We start from the raw sequence: 18,163 nt of genomic DNA, 5'->3' as shown, positions 1-18,163 counted from the left end.
GCCAAGCTCGCCGGCGGCGTCCACCGTCTCGACGGCCAGCTCATGGTCGTCCTCGACGTCGACCGCGTGCTCGAGCTCGCGCCCGAGATGATGGCGGCCTGATACGCCGGCGCACCTGCCGACGTACCTGTAATTGGAAGTGCCCCGCAAAGGGGATAGGAAGCAGAGGTTCACATGCGAACTTGTCTCGTCGTTGATGATTCCAGCGTCATCCGCAAGGTTGCGCGCCGGATCCTGGAAGGCCTCGACTTCCAGATTCTCGAAGCCGAAGACGGTGAGAAGGCCCTCGAGGCCTGCAAGCGCGGACTGCCCGATGCCGTGCTGCTCGACTGGAACATGCCCGTCATGGACGGCTACGAGTTCCTCGGTCATCTGCGCCGCATGCCCGGCGGCGACCAGCCCAAGGTGGTGTTCTGCACCACCGAGAACGACGTCGCGCACATCGCGCGCGCGCTGCATGCCGGTGCCAACGAATACATCATGAAGCCGTTCGACAAGGACATCGTGACGGCGAAGTTCCAGGAAGTCGGCCTGATCTGAGCGAACACCCGGAGGCTGGACGGGCCCTTCGGCGTTTGTTGTCAACTGAACCGTTTCAGTCTGAGTTGGTGAGTAATGAGTGTGGCGTTCGCAGGTAATTCGACCATGAGCCCGTCGCGTGAAGCCGGGCCGCTGCGGGTGATGATCGTCGACGACTCCGTCGTCATACGCGGTCTGATCTCGCGCTGGATCGGAGCCGAGCACGACATGGAGGTCGCGGCGTCGCTGCGCACCGGGCTCGAGGCGGTCAACCAGCTCGAACGCATCAACCCTGACGTTGCCGTGCTCGATATCGAAATGCCCGAGCTCGACGGCATCTCGGCGTTGCCGCAACTGCTTGCGAAGAAGCGCGATCTCGTCATCATCATGGCTTCGACGCTGACCCGTCGCAATGCGGAGATCAGCTTCAAGGCGCTGTCGCTCGGCGCGGCCGACTACATTCCCAAACCGGAATCGACGCGCGAGACATCGGCCGCCGATATCTTCCATCACGATCTGATCCAGAAGATCCGTCACCTCGGTGCGCGGCTGCGCCGCAAGCCGGCGGTTTCGAGCCCGCCGCTCGCGCCCGCGAGCCCTGCTGCACCGCTCGCGCGTGCGCCGGTTGTTGCGCGGCCTGCCGCGCCCGCGCCGGCTGCGCATGCCCCGTCGTCGGGTTTGCTCTCCACGCGTCCGTTCTCGACCCAGGCGCCGAAGGTGCTGCTGATCGGCTCCTCGACCGGTGGTCCGCAGGCGCTGATGGCGCTGGTCACCGAGCTGGGCCCGGTGATTGATCGCTTCCCGGTGCTGATCACCCAGCACATGCCGCCGACGTTCACCACCATTCTCGCCGAGCATCTGGCGCGTTCGAGCCGCAAGCCGGCCGCCGAGGCTGTCGATGGCGAGCCGGTCAAGCCGGGTCGCATCTATCTCGCTCCGGGCGGCAAGCACATGCGCGTCGTGCGCAGCGGCGCTGAGGCCGCGATCGCGCTCGACGATGGTCCCGCCGTCAATTTCTGCAAGCCTGCGGTCGATCCGCTCTTCACCTCTGCCATTGACGTCTGGCACGGCAACATCCTCTCCGTGATCCTGACCGGCATGGGCTCGGACGGTATGCGCGGCGGCAAGGACATCGTCGCAGCCGGCGGCAGCGTGATCGCGCAGGACGAAGCCTCGAGCGTGGTCTGGGGCATGCCGGGTGCGGCCGCCAATGCCGGCATCTGCGCGGCGATCCTGCCGCTCAACCAGATCGGCGCCAAGGTCAACCGCCTGTTCGCGGGAGACCGCACGTGACGCCCGCCGACTACGACTATCTGCGCAAGTTCCTGAAAGAGCGCTCCGGTCTCGATCTCTCGTCCGACAAGCAATATCTGGTCGAGAGCCGCCTGTTGCCGCTGGCCCGCAAGGCCAGCCTTCCTGGAATCCCCGATCTCGTTCTGAAGATCAGGAATGGTGATGGCCGCCTTGCGACCGATGTGGTCGAGGCCATGACCACCAACGAGACCTTCTTTTTCCGCGACAAGATCCCGTTCGATCATTTGCGCGACAGCATCGTGCCCGGCCTGATCCAGGCCCGCGCCGCGCGCAAGTCGCTGCGGATCTGGTCGGCGGCCTCATCGACGGGGCAGGAGCCCTATTCGATCGCGATGTGCCTGAAGGAGATGGGTGCGACGCTCGCAGGCTGGCGCATCGAGATTGTCGCGACCGACCTCTCGCAGGAAGTGCTGGAGAAGTGCAAGGCCGGCGTCTACAGCCAGTTCGAGGTGCAGCGCGGGTTGCCGATTCAGCTGCTGATGAAATACTTCACGCAAGCGAGCGACGTCTGGCAGCTCAACGCCGACGTCCGTGCGATGGTGCAGTTCCGCCAGCTCAATCTGTTGCAGGACTTCTCCCATCTCGGCACGTTCGACGTGATCTTCTGCCGCAACGTGCTGATCTATTTCGATCAGGACACCAAGGCCATGATTTTCGAGCGCATGGCGAAGGGGCTGGAAGCCGACGGCACACTGCTGTTGGGCGCTGCGGAATCCGTCGTCGGCATCACCGATGCGTTCCGCCCCGCCTCCGACCGCCGCGGGCTCTATCAGCTCAATCCGGCGCGCTCCGGCCGGGCGATGGGTGGCTTGATGCCGCAGCCACTGAAGGTCGCCGCGGCGCGGTGAACTTCTCCTCGTCATTCCGGGCTCGCGACTTTGTCGCGCCTCCGGAATGACAGGGTCTCACAAAATCGCATGCGGCAGGAACCGCGAGCTGTTGCCCGTGATCGGGCTCTCGTCCTCGCGGATCGAAAGCCCGCAGGGCTCATGGTTCACCAGCCAGCTTCCGATCACCGGATAGACGCCGGAAAAATTCGGCAGCGGCGATAGCGCCTGGCGGACAAAGCCTTCGGCGCCGTAGGGACCTGTGTGTTCGTCGAGCGACGTCCCGCCCGACACCAGCGTGACATTGGCGCCTTCGCGCGACAGCAGCGGCTTGCGGACATAGGAGCTGCCGAGCTCGGCGGCACGCGGATCATCCTCGAAGAACGCCGGCAGCAGATTGGGGTGGTTCGGAAACATCTCCCACAACAGCGGCAGGATGCCCTTGTTGGAGAGCACGGCCTTCCATGGCGGCTCGATCCAGCGCGTCGGTGCGCCCTTGAGCTTGGCGCCGAAAGCGTCGTGGAACATCCACTCCCAGGGATAGAGCTTGAAGACCAGCTCCATGTTGCGGTTATCGAGGTCGACGAAGCCGCCGCCCTCATCGCGCCATCCGATATCTTCAATGTCGAGCAGCGTCGTGGAGAGGCCGGCCTGGCGTGCGGTGTCTTCGAGATAAGCGAGCGTGCCGGCGTCTTCCTCGTTGCCGGTGGTGCCGGTGAGGTGCAGATGCTCGCCTCCGGCAATCTCCTTCCACGCTGCGATCAGCCGCTCGTGGATCGAGTTGAACTGATCGGCGCGCGCGGGGATGATACGCCGCTCGATCGCCTGCTCGAGCCAGGTCCATTGAAACACCGCGGCTTCGAAGATCGAGGTCGGCGTATCAGCGTTGTACTCGAGCAGCTTTGCGGGCGTCTCGCCATCAAACTTGAGATCGAGCCGGCCGTAGAGGCTGCGGTCGTCGCGTTCCCAGCTCTCGGCGATGAGGTCCCAAAACGCTTCCGGAATCTTGAGTCGCCGCAAGTGCTGCTCGTCGCCGATCACGCGGCCGGCAAGCTCGAGGCACATCGCATCGATCTCGCCCGTCGGCGTCTCGATGTCGCGCTCGATCTCGTCGAGCGTGAAGGCGTAATAGGCGTGCTCATCCCAATAGCGTTCGCCGTCGATGGTGTGGAAGCCGAAGCCGCATTGTTCGGCGGTCTGTTGCCAGTCGTCGCGCTCGGGACAGCTGATGCGCTGCATGATTGCTAGCCGCCGCCATGTCCATGGCCGTGGCCGCCGTGACCATGGCCGTGAAAATGATGCAGCGTGCCGCCGAACCCGCCATAGACCGGACGGCAATAAGGCCTCCCATCGATGCCGGGTACGGCCTCGAGACCCGGGCCGCACACCGGCTCGCGGCGCACGAATCCGAGCGAGACTGCGCCGACTGTTGCACTTCCCATCATTGTGAGGACGACCCGTCGCGAACGTTTCATGATTTTGCGGCCCAGCCTCCGATTCCCGGTGTCGTCGGAGTTTCCGTCACATGCCCGCGTGGAGACAAGCGAAAGCCGCACGTCTCACGGCATCGTGCGGCATTGTCAGGTCCACGGAGACGAATGTCAGTACGTTCGTCCGGGCTGGAGCGTCGGCGTGGGCGCGCGGGGCGTCACCTTGAGCCCCAGCGGAGGACGGGCAAGACTCGTCGGACCGATGCTCGACGGCTTGACGGTCGGTACGTTCCTCTTGTGGATCTCGGCATGACCGTATGAGCCGACTCCTCCGCCGCCGGATGATCCTCCGGCGTCCTGGCAACTGCATGATTTATTGTACCATTGCCCGGTCTTTGCGTCATACCACGCGCCGTTTTCTTGAGACGTCGCGTAGGTGGTGCACTGCCAAAGCTGGCCTCCCGGGCAGTGTCCCTTCGCTGCGTGAGCTGCAGTGGGGATGGCCACAGCAGCACACATGAGAACTGTACGGATCGCGGCGGCGAACGTTGCTTTTTTCCCACGTTTCATGCGCTGGCCCTCGTGAACTCAAACAAGAATGCCTGCACCGGCCGGCCGCGCGTTGATGCGTGTCAACGGCGAGGGGGCTTGTTCGGTTCTGGTTCGGCATTGTCGGGATACCGTTGAAGGTTTGATCGTGGGGGTCCTCGCGTTCTCGGCTCAATTTGAAAAGGAGGCATTTGTTGATCCCGCTCAATCCCGCGCCGGTGCGATCGGTTTCAAATGGATGTGGTCGTTTGAATGGGATTCTCGCCGATGCAGATGCGTGTGCCCCACCCGATTCCGTCGGAGCAAGGTCATCGCGGAGATCGCAGGAGGTGGCTGCGCGCGGTGGTGTTCGCCGCATTGTCGTTCGGCTCGCTTGGCTGCGGTGAGGCTACGGCGCAGTCTGCCGGCATCGTTGCCAATGGCAACGCGATTGTCACGGGATTCTCGGGCGCGATCCCGCCGGTTATGATCCCGCCTGGTACTGATCCCGTCGATAAGATGTTCATCGACCTCAACGGGCCTTCAGCGCGCGTGCTCGATCTGCAGTCGCCGGGTGCGCCTCCGCAGGCGCAACTGCTGACGGCGCCCAAACCCTTCACGGTCACCGCCGCTCAAACCGGCCAGCTGTTTGGTGTCGCGCTCGACAACGCAACGCCGCCGAACGTGTTCGTCGCTGCAACGTCGGCTTACGGCTTGCCGATCGTCGTTCCAACGGGAGCCGCCCAGTTCGCTCGCGCCAAGCAGGGTGCACCCAATGCCGCCTTTATGCCGGGCCTGTTTGGACCCGCGCAATTCGGCAGCGGTCCCGGCTCGATCTGGCGGATCGATGGCACCACCGGCGAGGCCCGCCTGTTCGCCAACGTTGCGCTAGACGGCGCCGCCAATCCCGGTCCGGCGCTGGGCGGGCTTGCCTTCGATGCCGCGTCCAACACGCTATTCGTGGCCGACCGTGCCACGGGCATGATCCACGCATTCGACTCCACGGGAACGGAGCGCGCCCGCTATGACCATGGTGTGCAAGGGCGTAGCGCGGCCGGCTTGCCGCCGGTGCCTTACGATCCTTCGGGACATCTCGATATCTCGAGCCCGAAGTTTCGTACTGGCGATCCCGCGACCTGGGGCTATGCCAATCCACAGCGCCTGATCTTCGGTCTCGCTGTGCGCAACGGGCGTCTGTACTACGCCGTGGCCAGGGATCTTCAGGTCTGGTCGGTTTCGATAGCGCCAAAATTTGGCGCCGAACCGCGGCTCGAACTCAGCGTTGCGCCGGGGGCTGGTCCGAGTGAAATCGCCAAGATCGCGTTCGACGATCAAGGGCGCATGCTGCTCGCCGAGCGCGCGGCGCCGAGCGGCGCCTACGACTTCAACGCTCTGACGGTTGACGCCACCGGCCGCGTTCTGCGTTATTTGCCGGCGCCGCCCGACACCGCGGGGCCGCAATGGCAGCCGCAGGCGGACGAATACGCGGTCGGCTTCGCGCGGCAGATGCGCAACGGTAATGGCGGCGTCGCCGTCGGCTTCGGTTACGACGACCAGGGCCGCATCGATCGCGCTGCCTGCGGCCAGTTCTTGTGGTCCACCGGCGAGCAGTTGCGCAACTCGAGCGACCCGGCGGTCGCCTCCCAGCTCGCGGCCGGTGGTCCGGTCGAAGTCAACGGCCTCCAAGGCAACGACATCCTGGCCGTGCGGCCTGCCAATGTGCCGCCGTGGCAGAGCTATTTCGCCGACTATGATGATCAGTTCCAGGACTCGATCGCGCGCGGCCATCTTGGCGACGTCGCGATTGCACGCGTCTGTGGGCAGATCGGATTCAATCTGCCGGGCTGGTATCGGCCGCGCGTCGAAATCTTCCCGGGATTTTTCTGGCTGCGCGTGCACGGCAAGAAGCCGCCGCTGCTCGACTGCCCGCCGGGCTCCGGCAACCAGTGCGCCTGCCCGCCCGGCACGTCGCAACAGCCGGGCTTCCAGTGCTGCCCCTTCGCAACCTACCCGGGGCCGAACGGGACGTGCACGTCGCCGTGTCCGGATGGATCGACCGATCCCGCCAAGTTGGAGCTTTGCCTGCAAGGTTTCGATGCCGGCAAGTTCGATCCCAACGATTGGTCGACCTTGGTCTGTCTCGACGGCTCGAAGCCCGTGCACGATGCCAACGGTTATCATTGCCCGGTGTTCAAGTCGCCGGTCTGTCCTGTGGGCTTCGAGCCCGACCCGTCGGCCAAGTTCTTCGGTTGCAAGCCGACAGCTCAGGAAATGAATTGCGAGACAAAGATTGATCAGTTCAATCAGATCGGGCTCGACGGCAATTGCCATCAGCTCTGCCCGTCCGGTTCATGGGCGTTCGTGGCCAACCAGTGCTGCCCGGATGGTACGCTGCCCGGGCCCGATGGCAAATGCGGCAAGCCGCATCAGCCGACGTGCCCGCCGGCACAACTGACGTCGAAAGGCATCTGCTGCGCGCCCGGCTCGACACCGCAGCCCGATGGCACCTGCAGGGCAAAGGAGCCATGTCCGCCTCAGCAATTGACCGTGAGCGGCCAGTGCTGCCCAGCGGGCTCTGCGCCGCAGCCGGACGGCACTTGCCAACCGCCGCTCAAGCAGGGATGCGCGGCCGAGCAACTGACGCCTGACGGTACTTGCTGTCCGGCCGGGACGAAGCCGCAGCCCGACAATAGCTGCAAGCCGCCAGTCAGCTGTCCGTCAGGCACGACTGTCGATCCGGTGACCGGCCAATGCTGCCCGCCCGCCACCGCGGTCGCCGGCACGAAAGCGGCCTGCACGTGTCCGACCGGACAGATGCTGATCAACGGAAAATGCACGTCGGATGCAGGGCCGACGGGATGCTTCGCCGGCTATGTGAAGTTGCCGAACGGCTCGTGCTGCCTCGCCTCGCAGGCGACAGCCGGCGGGCAGTGCTGTCCGGCCGGCCAGAAGCCCGATGCCGACAAACGCAATTGCGTGCCCGCGGGCGGCGCGACATTCGCGCCCGGCAAGTCTTTCGTTCCGGCGCCGGTTGTCGTGCCGTCCGGCAAGAGGGGCAAGGCGGTCAAGCCGTCGCGGGTGCGTCCGCCCGGCGTTGCGGTGCCGCCGCCGCCCCCGCCGAAGTTCGTCGTGCCGCCCAAGCGCTTCACGCCGCGACCGATCGTGCGGCCGACACCGCTCCCGCGCGTTCGCGGGCAGATTGAACGGTAAAGGAGAAAGCTCGTCATGCGTGGAACGTTCATCGCAGCAATTGCGGTCGCCAGCTTTTCCTGCGCGGCCACTTGGAATGCGTCCAGCGCTGCAAGCTCGGTCGCGGCGGCAGGCCATTCGGTCCAGGCCGGTGCGGAGCAGACCGTGACGACCCATGCAAATACCAAGAAGAAAACCAGGCGGACAACGGTCGAGCGCCAGCCCATCAATTGGCTCAATCCGCAGCCCGAGCCGCCGCGGCCGGCCGGCAACAAGCCGATCCAGGGCGGCAACTGGCTGAACCCGCAGCCGGAGCCGCCGCGGCCGGATACCGCGAAGAAACTGCATTAGAGGCGCGCGCCGCGATAGCAACGTCGCGAGGAGCTGCGCGATGATGTGCCGAATCGAAAAGAGCGCGACGGCGTTGCCATCGCGCTCTTTTCGTTTGCGTCCGCTCAGTCGTTGGGCCCGGGCGCCTTGTTCGGCTTGGCGGTCGGGACGTTGTGCTTGTGAATCTCGGCCTTGCCGCCGCCGCCGCCGCCGGAGGTCGAACTGCCCGGCATGTTCTGGTGCGGCCTCTCACAATGGCACTGCGGCGGACGATTCAGTGGCGTCGGCTCGCAAACCGTCACCAGACCGGAGGGGCAGGGTCCCGCTTCGGCGGCAACCCGCAGCGATGCCAGCACGATCAGGCCCAACGCCGATGTCATCAAAATACGCATCGTTGCACCTCGATGTTCAGTCGTTGGGACCGGACGACTTGTTCGGCTTTGCCGTCGGAACGTTATGCTTGTGAATCTCGGCCTTGCCCTGGTTGCCCCAGGGCGCGTTGCCGCCCTGCGTCTGCTGAGGCTCGCAATGGCACAGCGGCGGCCGACCGGGCGGGGACTGCTGGCAAACCCGGACCCAGCCGGCTGGGCAGGGCCGGGCTTCCGCGGCAACGGACAGCGATGCCAGCGCGAGCAGGCCAAGGGCCGATGTCATCATGATACGCATGATTGCACCTCCACGTTCAATCATTGGGGCCGGGCGCCTTGTTCGCCTTCGCGCTCGGCACGTTCTTCTTGTGAACGTCGCCGCCACCGCCGCCACCACCGCCCCAAGTGGTGCCCGGCGGATAGTCGCATTTGCACGGCATCGGACGGTTCGGCGGTCGGTCCGGCGGTTGCGGCATGCACGTCAAAACCATGCCGGGCGGACAGGGACCGGCTTGAGCAGCGGCTGATAGTGACGACAGCGCGAGGAGCGCCAGCGCGGAACTCATCAATGGACGCATCGTTTCACCTCTCGATTGGCTGGGGCATTGTCGGTCCACGCTCAGTCGTTGGGACCGGGCGACTTGCCTGGCTTCACCGTCGGCACGTTCTTCTTGTGAATCTCGGCCCTGCCGCCCCAGGTCGGGCTGCCCGGCGGACCTTCACAGCGACACCACGCCGGCGGGCCGCCGGGGGGACGGGTTTTCGACGACGGTGGACAGACCTGAACGGTGCCGGGCGGACAGGATTCCGCTTTCACGCCGGCCGTCAACGACACCAGGGTGAGGAGGGCGATCACCGACGTCATCATCGTACGCATCGTTTCACCCCGATCCTTGTCGCCCTGCGGGCGCGTGATCATCAAGGACAGGATACCGAGCGCGCGGTGGTCACGATTTGACGTGTCTCAATCTCGTGCGCGGCTTTAACCGCGGCCCGAGAATCCGAAGGCGTGCGCGAACGAGCCGAAGCCGCCGCGCGTGACGCCGCCGGAGCCTCCATCGGACGAGCTGCCCGATGAAGAATGACTTGAGGAGTCGCTGCTGTAGAAGCTCGACCGCGACGACCAGTGCGAGCTGCTGCCGCCGGATGAGCTGCTGCTGCAGTTGGTGCTCGTCTGCGCTGGCGTCGTTGTCCCGGCGACGGACGCCCCGGAGACTGTCGCTTCGGGAGGCGTGGGATCGCAGTTCCGACGCGGCGTCAGCGTGAAGGCGGTGGTACCGACCGCGATGGTCCCCATCACCAGCAGAGCGACATGGCCCGAGCGCTTCACCGGCTCCCGCGGCGGTAGCGGCAGATCCGCCGGCAGGCGTGGCCGGCGCTTGCCGAACTCCTGGCTTGGAGGTTTGTTGGCCATGTCACTTCGCTACCATGTCAGTAGATCATGCAAGCGGCATTCAAAAGGCCCGCGGCAAGCGAGGACAGCCCGAGCCAGATGGCGGGCGCGAGCTCACCCGCAGCGATCCGTCCCGACAGGTTAGGTACCGGGACCTTGACGATGTAGAACACGGCGACCTGCACGATCAGCGCGATGAAAGCCCAGACCATGCAGTCCAGCACATTGGCCGAATGGGCGATCGCGCTGAACAGCGGCGCCACGAAGCCGAGCAGGCTGAGGCCGAGCGCAATCGCAGCGGCAGGGTCGTTGTCCCGGATCAGCTGGAACTCGTTGTGTGGCGTGATCCGCGTGTAGACGAACAGATATGCCACTATCGCGATCAGCCCGGTGCAGAAATAGACCAGGAAGGCGGGCAGGCCGGCGAGCGATTGCAGGATCATGAGGGGAGGTCCGACGGTTGCGGCGCGAATTCTGGCACGATCGCTTAGTCGCTGCAGCAGGCGGGCAGGTTCGATCCCCAGAAAGAACCGGCTCCGCGTGCGTCCGGGGCACCGCACAAAAATTCGGGCCGCATGAGACATGCTTCACAAATGCGTCTCGAGGTTGTGTGTGATAGTCTGAGGCATTGTTTGGCGGCCGCCCGTCATTTTTTGATCGGCCGCGCTCATTCGAGGGATGCTTCGTTCAGATCAAGATCTTGTTGAGTGAGGCTCAAAATGCCCGTTGCCGAATACGAAGATTTCGAACTCGAGATCGGCTCCGATCTGCCCGTGGGTGGCGGCCCTCAGCAATATTACGGTCGGGTCGTCAGGTCGCCGGCCGGCGAGGCCCCGAAGACCCAGGTGAAGTTCTGGTTCTCCGCGCCGGGCGAGCTGGCCAAGCTGCGCGGTGAGCTGGAAAACGCCGTTCTCGAGATCGACGACAAGAAAACCCAGGGCCCGACCACGCGCGGCGAGCAGGTGCTGCGCGATTTCGGCCGCGGCGTGTTTCGCAGCGTCTTCACCGACGTGCCGTCGATCCAGCGAATCTACGAGCGCAGCAAGGGCGCGGCGCAGGATCTGAGGATCAAGCTGCGCATCGAGGCCGCCGACCTCGCCGGACTGCCGTGGGAGTATCTCTACGATGAAGACGACATGCCCGGCTTTGTCAGCCTGACGCGCCCCATCGTGCGCTATCTCGAGACCGCGGGCGGCGTCGGGCGGATGGGCGTCAAGGGACCGCTGCGCATCCTCGGCATGATCGCCGATCCCTCGACCAGCGAATGGCCGAAGCTCAACGTCGTCAAGGAGCGCGACCGCATCAACAAGGGCATCGACGCGCTCCAGCACGCAGGCAAGGTCGATTTCCAGTGGGTCCCGGGCGGGAGCGGCAGAGACCTGATGAAGAAGCTGCTGGAAGGCGAATGGCACATCTTCCACTTCATCGGGCATGGCGGGGTCGAGGAAGCCTTGCCCGGCGCCGGCGCCAGCGGTTTCGTCGTCATGGTCGACGAGGACGGCAAGCCGGTGAAGAAGTTCGCCTCCGACCTTGCGATGATGCTGACGGGAGCACGGCGCAGCATGCGCCTGATCGTGCTCAATTGCTGCGAGAGCGCCAGGATCAACGTCGGCGACCGCTTCGGCAATCCGGCGATCGGCTTGATGAAGACCGGATGGCTGCCCGCCGTCGTGGCGATGCAGTTTCCGATCACCGACAATGCCGCGATCTCGATGTCGGAAGGGTTTTACGCCGCGCTCGCCGGCAACCGTCCGATCGACGATGCGGTGACGCTCGCGCGCAAATTCATCCAGGAGAAGTCCCGGGTCGAGTGGGGAATCCCCGTCCTCTACATGCGCTCGCCCGACGGCCGGATCTTTGACGTCGAAGCGCCGCAGCCGCAGCTGGCCCCGCCCGAGGCGGCGCGTCCCTCAAAGGAGCTGCTGCGGCAGCGCCGCGATGAATTCATGGAGGCGCTCGCCGAGAGTCCAGCCACGATCGAGGCGCTGGAGGAGCTGACGCGGCGCGGACAGGAACTGCACGGCCTCCTGGCAGACGATGCCGAACTCTCGGTTCGGCTCGCAAAAGTCTATTTCGATCTCGGTACGCTCCAGCACAAGCAGAAGCTGATCTCGAAAGCCGCCGCGAGCTTCGCCTACATGCTCAAGCTGGACCCTGCGAAGCCCGAATATTTCGTGCGGAGAGCCAATTTCAACGTGACGGTCGGTCTCTACGAAAATGCGCTCGGCGACATCACCGAAGCGATCAAGCTCAAGCCGAACAACGCGGAGTTCTACTGGATCAAGGGCATCGTCAGCATGACGGCCGCCGGCACCGACGACAAGCGCGGCTATGTCGAGGAGGCGATCAAGGCGTTCGGCACCGCGATCGCAACCAACGAGAATGAGCCGAAATATCTGGTGTCGCGCGCCAATGCCTATGCCCAGATCAAGGACGCGGTGAAGGCCCAGAATGATATGGACAGCGCGATTGCGCTTGCCCCCGACAATATCGATCTCCTGGTCCAGAAGGCCAAGATGGTCGCCCAGGCTGCCTGATTTTCACGTGGGTCGCCGGATGCCGTGTGTCCGGCGCGCCTTTCAACAGCGAACCCTAGCAATAGGAGTTCATCGTGCCGCTCGCTCATGTCGTCGATCCCTTGAACGCGATCCTCGAGTCCTTCGGCGGACCGCTTCTGGTCGTGCTGTTCTACTGGTTCCGCTTCCATACGATGAAGGGCACGCGCTCGTTCACGACGCGGCCGCTGTTCCTGTTCGGCCTCTCCGTCTTCATCACGCCGTTCCTGGTGATCTACGCCATGCTGCCCGACAAACTGTCGCCGCTCGCGTCGGTCTGGCTGCTGATGTTCGTCTGGCTCATTCCGGTGGCGCCGAAGGCGTGGCGCAAATTCTGCCAGGAGCTGGCCGGCATTCCCGTCAGCGCGCTCGCGCTGCGCGAGGCGCTGGCCGCAGCACCGTTCCAGGTCGGTCCGGACGACATGCCGAGCATTCAGCGCAAGCTGTCCAGGGTCGGCTACCAGGTCGATGATTTCCGCGCCACGCAATCGACCGCGATCCAGTCGCGCTTCCTCAAGATTTCCACGCTGATGCTTCATCTGGAGCGCTGGGCCTCCGAACATGAGGCCTTCATGGAGCGTAACTCCGATCTCTATGCGGAGCTGCTCGCGGTCTATGACGCGCTCTGCTTCCGCACCGTCCGCGTGCTCAAGAGCAGCGCCGAGATCTACGGTGCGATCATGGAGGACAGCCATGTCGAGCCTGACGACTGGCAGGCGCTCGACCAACTCTCGACCCGCCACACCGTGGTCAGCCAGCTTCAGCTCGCCGCCCAGACCGCAGCGGGGTGCATGCTGGAAGATTTGCGCAAGGACATGGATTCGCTGCTCAACAATCTCTTGCTGTTCGCCGCGCGCGCATCGCTCGCCGGCGAATGGACGTTTGCCCGGAGCCGGCGCAGGCTTGGCGCAATCGGCTTCACGCTGGAGCCGGCCCCCCCAGGCATCGCGAAGTTCGTCGCGGTCGCGGCGGGCTTCGGTTTCGTCTGGTGCCTGGCTTGGCTGGTCGGGTCCGGCAAGATCGTGCACATGCCCGGCAACCAATCTGTCGCCATGATGCGGACGCTGCTGATGACGCCGCTGTATCTGATCGTGAACTTCTGGCTGGTCTACTATTTCAAGCGGCAATACGCCTTCGCGAACGAGAACATCTTCGGCCGGCTGCCTGTCGGCTTCATCCTGACGGTCGGCCTCTGGGGCGCGCTGATCCTGTTCCCCGTTCAGGCCGCGTTCGACTTCTACCAGTTTCCGCAAAGGCCCTATCTCGACGTCGTCCTGCACGAGCTGCCGGTTCTGATCTTCCCCTGGGGGATCGCCGCGATGGCGGCGCTGCTGGTGCAGGATTCGACCTGGGGCAAGCGGTCGCGCAAGACGCGGCGGATGCGCGATGGACTCGTGTTCGGCGGCGGCATGACGGTAATGCTGTGGGTGCTGCTGGCGATTCACAAGGTCAGCCCGATGCCGGTGATGGATGTCGTCGACAACATCTCCGGCTGGACGTTCGTCTGGTCCTTCGTGCTGCCGACCTTCGCCTTCGGCTTCACCATCGGCTACGCATTGATGGCCTGGCTGCGGGAGGCCGCCTCGCGGGTGCCGATCAAGAGCCCGGTGATGGCAAGTCCTGTGCTCGCCGGCGTCTGATCAAGCCCCCAAAAACAAAACCCCGCCATTTGCGGCGGGGTCCAGGCTGGGAGGAGCAAGCCCCAAAGGGCTTGCGACGTAAGCGGATCAGGCGGGGATGCGCTCTTCGTGCTCGTGCGGCTCGCGCAGCACGTAGCCGCGGCCCCACACGGTCTCGATGAAGTTGCGTCCCTCGGAAGCGTTGGCGAGCTTCTTGCGGAGCTTGCAGATGAAGACGTCGATGATCTTCAGCTCGGGCTCGTCCATGCCGCCATAGAGGTGGTTGAGGAACATTTCCTTGGTCAGGGTGGTACCCTTGCGGAGCGAGAGCAGCTCCAGCATCTGGTACTCCTTGCCGGTCAGGTGCACGCGCTGGCCGCCGACTTCGACCGTCTTGGTGTCGAGGTTGACGACGAGGTCGCCGGTCTGGATGACCGACTGGGCGTGACCCTTGGAGCGGCGCACGATCGCGTGGATGCGGGCAACCAGCTCGTCCTTGTGGAAGGGTTTGGTCATGTAGTCGTCGGCGCCGACGCCGAGACCCTTGACCTTGTCCTCGATGCCGGCGAGGCCGGAGAGGATCAGGATCGGTGTCTTGATCTTGGAGACCCGAAGCTGCTTGAGCACGTCATAGCCGGACATGTCGGGCAGGTTGAGATCGAGAAGGATAATGTCGTAATCGTATAATTTACCGAGATCGACGCCTTCTTCCCCCAAATCGGTCGTGTAGACGTTGAAGCTCTCAGACTTCAGCATCAGCTCGATCGACTGCGCGACGGCGCTGTCATCTTCAATCAGCAAAACGCGCATGCCAGTTCCCCATAGTCGCCGCTCCTGGGCGTCAGGTCGGCCGCATTCGCGGCACTCAACAAAACGCCTTTGAACAACTGATTCGGATCCTGACAACAGATGGTTAACAAATCCTGATTCTGGAACGCAAGTCCCCCCGGTGCAATTTTTGTCGAATCGCCCTAAGGTCTTGCGCGTGAAGCAGCTTTCGTTATCCGGCTCCGTTCAAGTTCCACTTTAAGAGACGGGCCTAACCGACTCCCGCGACTCAGCCTTCTTCTGAAGGGGAGCCACGCTCAGTCACAAAGACAGTGACGCAATGATTAACGATGCGGGTAAACACGAAGTTAAGCGCCGTTCAGAAATGTGGCGAAATTTAAGGGTTTCCCCGTGAGGGCCCGGATATCGAAGGCGAGCAGCTTGATGAAGGCTCTCGTGAAAGCGCGCTCTTGATGAAAGCTGCTCTATGAAAGCTGCTCTATGAAAGCTGCTCTATGAAAGCTGCTCTATGAAAGCTGCTCTATGAAAGCTCTTGCCGAACAGATCGGCGATATCGACGGCATCAATATCTATGGCCGCGTGGTCGGCGTTCGCGGGCTGATGGTCGAGGTGGCCGGCCCGATCCACGCGATGTCCGTCGGCGCGCGCCTGGTGATCGAGACTGGCGCCAACCGTTCCATTCCTTGCGAGGTGATTGGCTTCTCCGGCAGCAATGCGGTGGTGATGCCGTTCGCTGGCCTCGACGGTGTGCGTCGCGGCTGCAAGGCCGTCATCGCCAATGCCGCCAATCTGGTGCGTCCGTCGCCGGCCTGGCTTGGCCGCGTCGTCAATGCGCTGGGCGAGCCGATCGACGGCAAGGGGCCGTTGCCGCAAGGCGCTTCCCCGATGCCGTATCGCAATTCGCCGCCGCCGGCGCATTCGCGCAAGCGCGTAGGCAGCCCGCTCGATCTCGGCGTGCGCGCCATGAACACTTTCCTCACCTGCTGCCGCGGCCAGCGAATGGGCATCTTCGCCGGTTCCGGCGTCGGCAAATCGGTGCTGCTGTCGATGCTCGCGCGCAACGTCGATGCCGCCGTCAGCGTCATCGGGCTGATCGGCGAACGCGGCCGCGAGGTGCAGGAATTCCTGCAGGACGACCTCGGTGAAGAGGGCCTCGCGCGCTCCGTCGTCGTGGTTGCGACCTCCGACGAGCCGGCGCTGATGCGGCGGCAGGCGGCGTATCTGACGCTCGCCGTCGCCGAATATTTTCGCGACGAGGGCCAGGACGTGCTCTGCCTGATGGACTCCGTGACGCGCTTTGCCATGGCGCAGCGCGAGATCGGCCTGTCCGCCGGCGAGCCGCCGACCGCCAAGGGGTATACGCCGACCGTCTTCACCGAACTGCCGAAGCTGCTGGAGCGCGCAGGCCCGGGCCTCGGAGAGGGCGCCATCACCGCGATCTTCACGGTGCTGGTCGACGGCGACGACCACAACGAGCCGATCGCCGACGCCGTCCGCGGCATCCTCGACGGTCACATCGTGATGCAGCGCTCGATCGCCGAGCGCGGCCGCTACCCCGCCATCAACATTCTCAAATCGGTCTCCCGCACCATGCCGAAATCGGCCGATCCGCAGTTCTGGCCGGTCATCCAGAAGGCGCGGGCGGTGATGGCGACCTACGCCGATATGGAAGAGCTGATCCGGCTTGGCGCCTACCGGGCGGGCTCCAGCCCCGAGGTCGACGAGGCGATCCGCCTGCACGAGCCGCTGGAAGCCTTCCTGCGCCAGCGCAAGGACGAAAATGCCTCGCTGGCCGACGGCTACCGCCAGTTGGCGCAAATCCTCGGTAATTTGGAAACGGAACGCTAACTTTGTCCCGTCATCATCCCTTCCCACAGAGTAGCAGAGCCGGTCTTGGCCTCGACGGGGCCAGTGGGGAGACCGGTGTCGTCCCAATGTGTGTATGTCTTGCAGCCAAGGGACTTCTGGGGAGTACGAGTCGATGAAGTCACGTGATACCCTCATCCGCCTGAAGAAGTTTCAGGTCGACGAGAAGCGCCGCCGGGTCGCCCAGATCGAGTCCATGATCGCCGACTTCCAGCGGATGTCGACCGATCTCGATCGTGAGATCCAGACCGAGCAGGACCGCGCCGGGATCAACGACCCCGCGCATTTCGCCTATCCGACCTATGCCAAGGCCGCCATCCAGCGCCGCGAGAACCTGACCCGCTCGGCCGACGAGCTGAAGGGCCAGCTCGAGGAGGCCAAGGCCGCGCTCGGCGAGGCTTTCGAGGAGCTGAAGAAGGTCGAGCTGCTGGACGAGCGTGACCAGGCCCGCGAGCGCGCCGAGGAAAATGCCCGCGAGCAGGCTGATCTCGACAGCATCGGCCTGATGCGCTCCCGGATCGGCGCCGTCGCGTAAGCGGCGGCCCGCGATCAAAACATCCAAGAATTTGCGAGCCCGGACCCGCAAGGTCCGGGTTTTTGCGTGTCCTGTCCACAGCGCGGCGCGCCGCCTCTTGGTGACGGGCTTGGCCGCGCGCTATGGTGGCGGAAATGAATGCTGTGCCAGCGACGGCGGTGTCCACCTCTCCCTTCGGGAGAGGTCGGCGCGGAGCGCCGGGTGAGGGGTTACGGTCTCCCGTTAGCCCTCCGCCCCCTCACCCGATTTGCTGCGCAAATCGACCTCTCCCCGTCGGGGAGAGGTGAAGAGAGGCGACGGGGCCGCGCGTTGGGGGGCTGAATGCTGACGCCAGCAGAGCTGGTCGGGCTGATTGAGGCGGTGTCGAGGCGCGATCAGGCCGCGTTCGAGCGCCTTTACGCTGCCACGCGCGCGAAACTCTATGGCGTCGTGCTCCGTATCTTGCGCCGACAGGATCTCGCAGAGGAGGTCATTCAGGAGACCTACGTCAAGATCTGGAACAGTGCCGGCCAGTTCAATTCGCAGCTGTCCTCGCCGATCACGTGGATGGCGTCGATTGCGCGCAACCGCGCCATCGATATCGTCCGCAAGAAGACCGAAGTCTCGATCGAGGAGGAGCCGCAGGCGATGGAAGTCGCTGCCGACAGTCCCGATCCGCTGGCGCGCCGGGAGATGTCCGAGGAGCTGAAGCGGCTCTTGGAATGTATTGGCCGGCTCGAGCCGGACCGTCAGCGGCTCGTGCTTCTCGCCTATTACAACGGTTGGAGCCGCGAGCAATTGGCGGAGAAATTCGCAGCGCCCGTCAACACGGTGAAGACGTGGCTGCGGCGCAGCATGCTGGATATCCGGGAGTGCCTCGGACTGTGAGGACTTCGATCATGAGGGTGGTGTTGGACTGCAA

At 64.3% G+C, this 18,163-nt stretch carries 19 protein-coding genes and 1 pseudogene; 11 read left to right on the top strand and 9 right to left on the bottom strand.

What is annotated here, in order from left to right; all coding sequences use genetic code 11:
* The 4 genes and pseudogenes from XI06_RS02190 to XI06_RS02175 form a co-directional block, all read left to right on the top strand.
* A pseudogene (locus XI06_RS02190) lies at positions 1–102 on the top strand (chemotaxis protein CheW); the annotation flags it as partial.
* 72 nt (positions 103–174) lie between these two features.
* Positions 175–540 (top strand): response regulator, encoded by a 366-nt coding sequence (locus tag XI06_RS02185; protein WP_007600538.1) that lies wholly within the window; start codon positions 175–177, stop codon positions 538–540.
* 75 nt (positions 541–615) lie between these two features.
* Positions 616–1,812 carry a protein-glutamate methylesterase/protein-glutamine glutaminase gene (locus tag XI06_RS02180; protein WP_271604554.1) on the top strand — a complete coding sequence of 399 codons (1,197 nt, stop codon included), beginning with the start codon at positions 616–618 and terminating at the stop codon, positions 1,810–1,812.
* On the top strand, positions 1,809–2,681 hold the full coding sequence (locus XI06_RS02175) for a CheR family methyltransferase (protein ID WP_237867197.1): 873 nt from the start codon (positions 1,809–1,811) through the stop codon (positions 2,679–2,681). Before XI06_RS02180 ends, XI06_RS02175 begins: the two co-directional genes overlap by 4 nt.
* A gap of 57 nt (positions 2,682–2,738) precedes the next feature.
* Here XI06_RS02175 and XI06_RS02170 read toward each other — a convergent pair whose 3' ends face one another.
* The gene (locus tag XI06_RS02170; protein ID WP_271604553.1) at positions 2,739–3,899 is read right to left on the bottom strand and encodes a glutathionylspermidine synthase family protein; all 1,161 of its coding nucleotides are present in this window, start codon (positions 3,897–3,899) and stop codon (positions 2,739–2,741) included.
* A 5-nt stretch (positions 3,900–3,904) separates the two neighbouring features.
* Positions 3,905–4,135, bottom strand: a complete 231-nt coding sequence (locus tag XI06_RS02165) for a hypothetical protein (RefSeq protein WP_237874216.1) — start codon at positions 4,133–4,135, stop codon at positions 3,905–3,907.
* A 771-nt stretch (positions 4,136–4,906) separates the two neighbouring features.
* Here XI06_RS02165 and XI06_RS02160 point away from each other — a divergent pair.
* On the top strand, positions 4,907–7,828 hold the full coding sequence (locus XI06_RS02160) for a hypothetical protein (RefSeq protein WP_237892062.1): 2,922 nt from the start codon (positions 4,907–4,909) through the stop codon (positions 7,826–7,828).
* Between the two features lie 15 nt (positions 7,829–7,843).
* The gene (locus XI06_RS02155; protein WP_271604552.1) at positions 7,844–8,158 is read left to right on the top strand and encodes a hypothetical protein; all 315 of its coding nucleotides are present in this window, start codon (positions 7,844–7,846) and stop codon (positions 8,156–8,158) included.
* Positions 8,159–8,262: 104 nt separating this feature from the next.
* Here the strand turns inward: XI06_RS02155 and XI06_RS02150 are convergent, their stop codons facing one another.
* The 6 genes from XI06_RS02150 to XI06_RS02125 form a co-directional block, all read right to left on the bottom strand.
* Positions 8,263–8,529: a hypothetical protein gene (locus tag XI06_RS02150; RefSeq protein WP_237867189.1), complete on the bottom strand. Its 267-nt coding sequence runs from the start codon at positions 8,527–8,529 to the stop codon at positions 8,263–8,265.
* Between the two features lie 16 nt (positions 8,530–8,545).
* On the bottom strand, positions 8,546–8,803 hold the full coding sequence (locus XI06_RS02145; protein ID WP_237867187.1) for a hypothetical protein: 258 nt from the start codon (positions 8,801–8,803) through the stop codon (positions 8,546–8,548).
* Positions 8,804–8,819: 16 nt separating this feature from the next.
* On the bottom strand, positions 8,820–9,083 hold the full coding sequence (locus XI06_RS02140) for a hypothetical protein (RefSeq protein ID WP_237867185.1): 264 nt from the start codon (positions 9,081–9,083) through the stop codon (positions 8,820–8,822).
* A 41-nt stretch (positions 9,084–9,124) separates the two neighbouring features.
* A complete protein-coding gene (locus tag XI06_RS02135) occupies positions 9,125–9,382 on the bottom strand; it encodes a hypothetical protein (RefSeq protein WP_271604551.1) in 258 nt (85 codons plus the stop codon).
* Positions 9,383–9,487: 105 nt separating this feature from the next.
* The gene (locus tag XI06_RS02130; protein WP_271604550.1) at positions 9,488–9,919 is read right to left on the bottom strand and encodes a hypothetical protein; all 432 of its coding nucleotides are present in this window, start codon (positions 9,917–9,919) and stop codon (positions 9,488–9,490) included.
* Positions 9,920–9,936: 17 nt separating this feature from the next.
* Positions 9,937–10,341 (bottom strand): DUF350 domain-containing protein, encoded by a 405-nt coding sequence (locus tag XI06_RS02125; RefSeq protein WP_237867182.1) that lies wholly within the window; start codon positions 10,339–10,341, stop codon positions 9,937–9,939.
* A 276-nt stretch (positions 10,342–10,617) separates the two neighbouring features.
* On the opposite strand from XI06_RS02125, the gene XI06_RS02120 reads away from it, so the two are divergent.
* Both XI06_RS02120 and XI06_RS02115 read left to right on the top strand, forming a co-directional pair.
* A complete protein-coding gene (locus tag XI06_RS02120; RefSeq protein WP_237867180.1) occupies positions 10,618–12,435 on the top strand; it encodes a CHAT domain-containing tetratricopeptide repeat protein in 1,818 nt (605 codons plus the stop codon).
* Between the two features lie 74 nt (positions 12,436–12,509).
* Complete coding sequence (locus XI06_RS02115; protein ID WP_271604549.1) at positions 12,510–14,093, top strand: hypothetical protein; 1,584 nt, start codon at positions 12,510–12,512, stop codon at positions 14,091–14,093.
* Positions 14,094–14,180: 87 nt separating this feature from the next.
* Here XI06_RS02115 and ctrA read toward each other — a convergent pair whose 3' ends face one another.
* Positions 14,181–14,882, bottom strand: coding sequence for a response regulator transcription factor CtrA (gene ctrA / locus XI06_RS02110; protein WP_008138878.1), 702 nt, complete (start codon positions 14,880–14,882; stop codon positions 14,181–14,183).
* Positions 14,883–15,383: 501 nt separating this feature from the next.
* Here ctrA and fliI point away from each other — a divergent pair.
* The 3 genes from fliI (at position 15,384) to XI06_RS02095 (ending at position 18,129) form a co-directional block, all read left to right on the top strand.
* The gene (gene fliI / locus XI06_RS02105) at positions 15,384–16,709 is read left to right on the top strand and encodes a flagellar protein export ATPase FliI (RefSeq protein WP_237867178.1); all 1,326 of its coding nucleotides are present in this window, start codon (positions 15,384–15,386) and stop codon (positions 16,707–16,709) included.
* A 133-nt stretch (positions 16,710–16,842) separates the two neighbouring features.
* Positions 16,843–17,262, top strand: a complete 420-nt coding sequence (fliJ, locus tag XI06_RS02100) for a flagellar export protein FliJ (RefSeq protein ID WP_128953708.1) — start codon at positions 16,843–16,845, stop codon at positions 17,260–17,262.
* 321 nt (positions 17,263–17,583) lie between these two features.
* Positions 17,584–18,129 (top strand): sigma-70 family RNA polymerase sigma factor, encoded by a 546-nt coding sequence (locus tag XI06_RS02095; protein WP_237867177.1) that lies wholly within the window; start codon positions 17,584–17,586, stop codon positions 18,127–18,129.
* Positions 18,130–18,163 lie beyond the last annotated feature (34 nt).

The organism is Bradyrhizobium sp. CCBAU 11434 (assembly GCF_028128895.1).
Lineage (GTDB): Bacteria > Pseudomonadota > Alphaproteobacteria > Rhizobiales > Xanthobacteraceae > Bradyrhizobium > Bradyrhizobium zhengyangense.
This window is presented reverse-complemented; position numbering and strand designations above follow the sequence as displayed.

Coding starts and splice junctions, on each gene's coding strand:
- XI06_RS02185 (WP_007600538.1), top strand. CDS start 175: ATGCGAACTTGTCTCGTCGTTGATGATTCCAGCGTCATCCGCAAGGTT.
- XI06_RS02180 (WP_271604554.1), top strand. CDS start 616: ATGAGTGTGGCGTTCGCAGGTAATTCGACCATGAGCCCGTCGCGTGAA.
- XI06_RS02170 (WP_271604553.1), bottom strand. CDS start 3,899: ATGCAGCGCATCAGCTGTCCCGAGCGCGACGACTGGCAACAGACCGCC.
- XI06_RS02165 (WP_237874216.1), bottom strand. CDS start 4,135: ATGAAACGTTCGCGACGGGTCGTCCTCACAATGATGGGAAGTGCAACA.
- XI06_RS02160 (WP_237892062.1), top strand. CDS start 4,907: ATGCAGATGCGTGTGCCCCACCCGATTCCGTCGGAGCAAGGTCATCGC.
- XI06_RS02155 (WP_271604552.1), top strand. CDS start 7,844: ATGCGTGGAACGTTCATCGCAGCAATTGCGGTCGCCAGCTTTTCCTGC.
- XI06_RS02150 (WP_237867189.1), bottom strand. CDS start 8,529: ATGCGTATTTTGATGACATCGGCGTTGGGCCTGATCGTGCTGGCATCG.
- XI06_RS02145 (WP_237867187.1), bottom strand. CDS start 8,803: ATGCGTATCATGATGACATCGGCCCTTGGCCTGCTCGCGCTGGCATCG.
- XI06_RS02140 (WP_237867185.1), bottom strand. CDS start 9,083: ATGCGTCCATTGATGAGTTCCGCGCTGGCGCTCCTCGCGCTGTCGTCA.
- XI06_RS02135 (WP_271604551.1), bottom strand. CDS start 9,382: ATGCGTACGATGATGACGTCGGTGATCGCCCTCCTCACCCTGGTGTCG.
- XI06_RS02130 (WP_271604550.1), bottom strand. CDS start 9,919: ATGGCCAACAAACCTCCAAGCCAGGAGTTCGGCAAGCGCCGGCCACGC.
- XI06_RS02125 (WP_237867182.1), bottom strand. CDS start 10,341: ATGATCCTGCAATCGCTCGCCGGCCTGCCCGCCTTCCTGGTCTATTTC.
- XI06_RS02120 (WP_237867180.1), top strand. CDS start 10,618: ATGCCCGTTGCCGAATACGAAGATTTCGAACTCGAGATCGGCTCCGAT.
- ctrA (WP_008138878.1), bottom strand. CDS start 14,882: ATGCGCGTTTTGCTGATTGAAGATGACAGCGCCGTCGCGCAGTCGATC.
- fliI (WP_237867178.1), top strand. CDS start 15,384: ATGAAAGCTCTTGCCGAACAGATCGGCGATATCGACGGCATCAATATC.
- fliJ (WP_128953708.1), top strand. CDS start 16,843: ATGAAGTCACGTGATACCCTCATCCGCCTGAAGAAGTTTCAGGTCGAC.
- XI06_RS02095 (WP_237867177.1), top strand. CDS start 17,584: ATGCTGACGCCAGCAGAGCTGGTCGGGCTGATTGAGGCGGTGTCGAGG.